This is a genomic window from Nocardia sp. NPDC058497, from assembly GCF_042720195.1.
Lineage (GTDB): Bacteria > Actinomycetota > Actinomycetes > Mycobacteriales > Mycobacteriaceae > Nocardia.
The window spans coordinates 1-4,583 of record NZ_JBHXMY010000482.1 but is presented as its reverse complement, the minus strand read 5'-3'; the positions used below and the strand labels follow the sequence as shown (position 1 = coordinate 4,583).

General features: G+C 67.1%; 5 protein-coding genes. 2 read left to right on the top strand and 3 right to left on the bottom strand.

Going from position 1 to position 4,583, the window contains the following annotated elements; all coding sequences use genetic code 11:
• Positions 1-119: 119 nt before the first annotated feature.
• The 3 genes from ACFWPJ_RS25440 to ACFWPJ_RS25430 form a co-directional block, all read right to left on the bottom strand.
• Complete coding sequence (locus tag ACFWPJ_RS25440; protein ID WP_019049472.1) at positions 120-809, bottom strand: response regulator transcription factor; 690 nt, start codon at positions 807-809, stop codon at positions 120-122.
• The gene (locus ACFWPJ_RS25435; protein ID WP_378854900.1) at positions 806-2,044 is read right to left on the bottom strand and encodes a sensor histidine kinase; all 1,239 of its coding nucleotides are present in this window, start codon (positions 2,042-2,044) and stop codon (positions 806-808) included. The genes ACFWPJ_RS25440 and ACFWPJ_RS25435 overlap by 4 nt, the downstream gene beginning before the upstream one ends.
• Positions 2,045-2,172: 128 nt before the next feature.
• Complete coding sequence (locus ACFWPJ_RS25430; RefSeq protein ID WP_378854899.1) at positions 2,173-2,559, bottom strand: winged helix-turn-helix transcriptional regulator; 387 nt, start codon at positions 2,557-2,559, stop codon at positions 2,173-2,175.
• Positions 2,560-2,669: 110 nt separating this feature from the next.
• Between ACFWPJ_RS25430 and ACFWPJ_RS25425 the strand changes: the two genes are divergently transcribed.
• Together ACFWPJ_RS25425 and ACFWPJ_RS25420 are read left to right on the top strand one after the other, a co-directional pair.
• Entirely contained in the window at positions 2,670-3,437 is a 768-nt protein-coding gene (locus tag ACFWPJ_RS25425) for an NADPH-dependent F420 reductase (protein ID WP_378854898.1), read from the top strand.
• A 211-nt stretch (positions 3,438-3,648) separates the two neighbouring features.
• Positions 3,649-4,583, top strand: a 935-nt coding sequence (locus ACFWPJ_RS25420; protein WP_378854897.1) for a helix-turn-helix domain-containing protein, incomplete at its 3' end; no start/stop codon positions are given.

The following is a 4,583-nucleotide window of genomic DNA, read 5'->3' as shown; positions in this document are numbered from 1 at the left end:
AGCGAGTTAGCCCGTACCCGGTGAGTTACCGATGTTCTCGCCGGATCAGTCATCCCGTCTCGAACAAACAGAGTCCCGTCGGAGATCCGACGGGACTCTGTTTCGTTGTGGGGTTGCTGTCAGGCTTCGAGCTTGTAGCCGAGGCCGCGCACGGTGACCAGGTGCTCCGGCTTGGCCGGGTCGGCCTCGATCTTGGAGCGCAGGCGCTTGACGTGCACGTCCAGGGTCTTGGTGTCACCGACGTAGTCGGCGCCCCAGACTCGGTCGATCAGCTGGCCGCGGGTGAGCACCCGGCCGGAGTTGCGCAGCAGGTACTCGAGCAGGTCGAACTCCTTGAGCGGCAGGGTGACCTGTCCGCCGTTGACGTGCACCGTGTGCCGGTCCACATCCATCCGCACCGGACCCGCCTCGAGCACGCCGTTCTCGCTGCCGGAGTCCAGCTCGTCGCCCGCGCCGCGGCGCAGCACCGCGCGGATGCGGGCGATCAGCTCGCGTGCCGAGTACGGCTTGGTGACGTAGTCGTCGGCGCCCAGTTCCAGGCCGACGACCTTGTCGATCTCGCTGTCGCGCGCGGTCACCATGATCACCGGCACACCGCTGCGGGTGCGCAGCTGCTTGCAGACATCGGTGCCGCTCATGCCGGGCAGCATCAGGTCGAGCAACACGATGTCGGCGCCGGAGCGATCGAATTCGGCCAGCGCGGACGGGCCGTCGCCGACGACGGTGACGTCGAAGCCCTCCTTGCGCAGCAGGAACGCCAGCGGATCGGCCAGCGACTCCTCGTCTTCGACGATCAACACACTCGTCATCTGCGTGCCTCCACACCGTTCGTTCGTCCAGCGGGGGTGCGCTGGACGATGGTTTCTCTTGTGGCGAGCTCCGGCGCCTGCTCCGCGTCCTCGTCCCCATCGGTTTCCAGATGGGCGGGGATGCGCAGCGTGAACGTGGAGCCGGTGCCCAGTTTGCTCCACAGGGTGATCTCACCGTTGTGGTTGGCCGCCACGTGTTTGACGATGGCCAGGCCGAGCCCGGTGCCGCCGGTCGACCGGGAGCGGGCCTTGTCGGAGCGGAAGAACCGCTCGAACACCCGTTCCTGGTCTTCCTTGGCGATGCCGATGCCGCGGTCGGTGACGGCCATCGCGACGTGATCGCCGCGCAACGACCGGCTCACCGACACGTGCGAACCCTGCGGCGAGTACGCGATAGCGTTCTCGACCAGGTTCGACAGCGCGGTGACCAGCAAGGTCTCGTCGCCGAGCACTTCCAGCCCGCTCGGCCGGTCGGTGCTGACGGTGATGCCCGCGGCCTCGGCGGCGGTGCGCGACCGGTCGACGGCCTGCTGCACCACGGTGTCGACATCGACGACGGCCAGATCCGGCAGCTTCTCGGCGCCCTGCAACCGCGACAGCGCGATCAGCTCGGTCACCATCTTGCCGAGGCGGCGCGATTCGGCCAGCACGCGCGAACCGAAGTGGCGCACCGCGTCGGGATCGTCGGCGGATTCCAGCATGGCCTCGGCCAGCAGGCTCATCGCGCCGACCGGGGTCTTGAGCTCGTGGCTGACATTGGCGACGAAATCGCGCCTGGTCGCTTCCATGCGCGCCTGCTCGGAATCGTCGTCGGCGAACAGCACGACGAAGCTGGTCTCCTCGCGCGACAGTTTCCGGGCGACGCCGCGCACGGCGATCCGGCCACGGCCGGGCAGCGGGTTCTTGGCGGTGAGGTCGTACTCGGCGGACTCCCCGGTGGCCAGCACCTTCTCCACCGCGGCCCACGCGCGTTCGTCGAGCAGCCGGTTGCGGACCAGGCCGAGTTCCTCGGCACGCGGGTTCACCAGGACCACGTCGCGGTATTCGTCGACGACGGCGATGCCGCTCTCGGAGGCGAGCACGATCAGGTCGAGCACCTGCGACATCGTCAGCCCGGTGTCTTCCTGGGTGCGGGCGGCGTGCCTGGCGTTGACATACGGGATCAGCAGGCCCCCGACTGCCAGCCCGACGACAGCCGCGAGGACTGCCAACAGCACGGCCTGCGGAACACTCACGCTTTGATCGTACGAGTGCCGACCGGCGTAGCGGTGGCGGGTCGTCGAAGTTTCGCGCAGGTCACAGGCCCTTGGCGTGGTGTTCTCGTGCCGTTCACCCGGCAGGCACCTGGAGCGTCCCGGGCGTGTCAGTCCGGCGGTTCGCCGTACATCGCTCGGGTCACCGCGACCCCGTGCCGCTCAACCCATGTCCCGAGCGCATAAATCGGCTGCAGCAGATCCCGGCCCGCCTCGGTGAGTTCGTATTCGACCCGCGGCGGCGCTTCGGCGTAGCGCTGCCTGCGCACGAGCGTCATCTGCTCCATCCGCCGCAACGTCTGGGTGAGCATCTTCTGACTGATCCCCCCGACGGCGGTCCGCAGCTCACTGTGACGAAGCGGACCATCCCGCAGCATGTACACGATCACGGGCAGCCAGGAATTCCCGAACAGGTCCACGCCCATCCTGGCGGGACAGTCGGCCTCGAAGTCACCGTAGGGCGGGTACTCCGTCGGTTCGGCCGGTGCGGCGGTCATGCGAACCAGCCTGCCACCGTCGATAGGCACCCGCGGGTGCCTATCGGGATTCCTAGCGTCGGTGTGGTCGTCGCCGTTGGGCGCGACATCACCGGAACACAGGAGTTGTCATGCGAATTGGGATCATCGGGGCAGGGGCTATGGCTGCGGCGCTGGGCGGTGGCTGGGCCGCGGCCGGTCACGAGGTGGTCATCGGTGCCCGTTCGGCCGTCGCCGCACGCGAACTCGCCGCCCGGATCAATTCCACGCTGGGCGATACATCACCTCGGCGCGGCACACGAATCTCGGGGACGCAGATCATCGAGATGCCGGGCATTGCCGAATCCGAGCCGGCGCCACTGGTCGCGGTGCGTTCCTCCGGTATCGGTGCGGCGATCGCGGGCGCCGACGTCGTGCTGCCGGCGGTGCCGGTGAGCGCGCTTACCGAATTGCTCGGCGAACACGGCGACGCGCTGGCCAGGAAGGTCGTCATCGATTGCACCAACGCTTTCCTACCCGACGAGGCCGCACCAGAAGGCGTCACCGCCTTCATCCTGAGCGAGGACGCTGTGGCTGAACGGATCGCAGCGGGCGCACCGAAGGCCCACGTGGTCAAGGCCTTCAACCTGCTCGCCGCCGAGGTATGGGCGGGTGAGGACCGGATCTTCGACGGTGTGCGCCTTGCCGTCCCACTCTGCGGCGACAATCCCGAAGCCGTCGAGACCGTCTCCGCTCTCGCCGAAGACCTTGCACTGCAACCATTCCCAGCGGGCGGCCTGCACCAGGCCCGCTATCTGGAAGCCACCTCGGTCTTCACCGTCGGCCTCTGGTTCAGCGGCGCCGACGCCCGCGCCATGCTGCCCCCACTGTCGTCCGCGTTCGCAGTGGCCGACGCCTGATGCACCGAATGCCTCAGAGTGCGTCTGAAAACTCCGTATTGGGTGTACCGGCCGTCAACGACCGTTGCCAGGCACTCGCCCAACGGTGTGTGGGGCTTGCCATCTGTTCGCCGGAAGTGCACCGATCACTCTCGGATGGGTAGACAGCGGCGACAGCGGGCAAGCTCGTCAAATCTTTTGATGTCGGTGGCTTGTGTCACACTCATCGATGATGAGCCGCCACACGACTTTCCGATACTGCCTCGACCCCACGGTCGAGCAGTCCGTCGAGCTCGCGCGGCATGCCGGAGCGGCCCGGTTCGCGTTCAACCAAAGCCTCGCCTTCGTGAAAACCGCGCTCACCACACGCAAAACCGCTCCGGAACATCCTGTGCCGTGGACCCGGTTCGACCTGATCAACGCTTTCAATACCTGGAAGAAGACCGAAGCCGCAGGCCGGGTCTTCGCGGTAGCGCAGGACGGGGTCACCGAAGTTCACGTGACCGGATTGGCCTGGCGAACCCAGGTGTGCCAGCAAGTCTTCGAGGAAGCCGCCGTCGACTGCGGTCGCGCTCTGGCCGCGTTCTCGGACTCCCGGACCGGTAAACGTGCGGGTAAGAGGGTCGGGTTTCCCCGTTTCAAGAAGAAGGACAAAACTGTCCCGTCGTTTCGGATCCGCAACAAGATCGCGAAAACCGGGCGGGCGATGATCCGGGTCGGCGACAACGAGACCGCACGGTCGGTGACATTGCCAGGGATCGGCGCGATCAAGGTGCGTGACGACACCCGCCGGTTGCGGCGAATGCTCACCAAGGAACGGGCGAAAATCCGCTACGCCACCGTCTCCTACCGGGCGCGACGCTGGTGGATCAGCCTGGCCACCGAAGCATCCGAACTACACCCGGCCCACCACCACAGGCCACGCGAACATAGCGACGACGGTGGTTGGGTCGGGATCGATCGCGGGTTGAGCGTATTCGCGGTCGCTGCGACCGCCGACGGGACCGAGGTCGCCCGTGTCGATACCGCGCCGAAACCACTGGTTGCCGAGCTGGCCCGGCAACGCCGCCTGGCGAAGTCGGTGGCACGGAAACAGAAGGGGTCGCACAACCGTCAGCGGGCGGCCGCCCGCTTGGGACGCCCTCAGCCACGAGTCGCGGACAGTAG

What these genes read in the sequence shown, in the direction of transcription:
- ACFWPJ_RS25440 (WP_019049472.1), bottom strand. Translation starts at nt 809, where the DNA reads ATGACGAGTGTGTTGATCGTCGAAGACGAGGAGTCGCTGGCCGATCCG.
- ACFWPJ_RS25430 (WP_378854899.1), bottom strand. Translation starts at nt 2,559, where the DNA reads ATGACCGCCGCACCGGCCGAACCGACGGAGTACCCGCCCTACGGTGAC.
- ACFWPJ_RS25425 (WP_378854898.1), top strand. Translation starts at nt 2,670, where the DNA reads ATGCGAATTGGGATCATCGGGGCAGGGGCTATGGCTGCGGCGCTGGGC.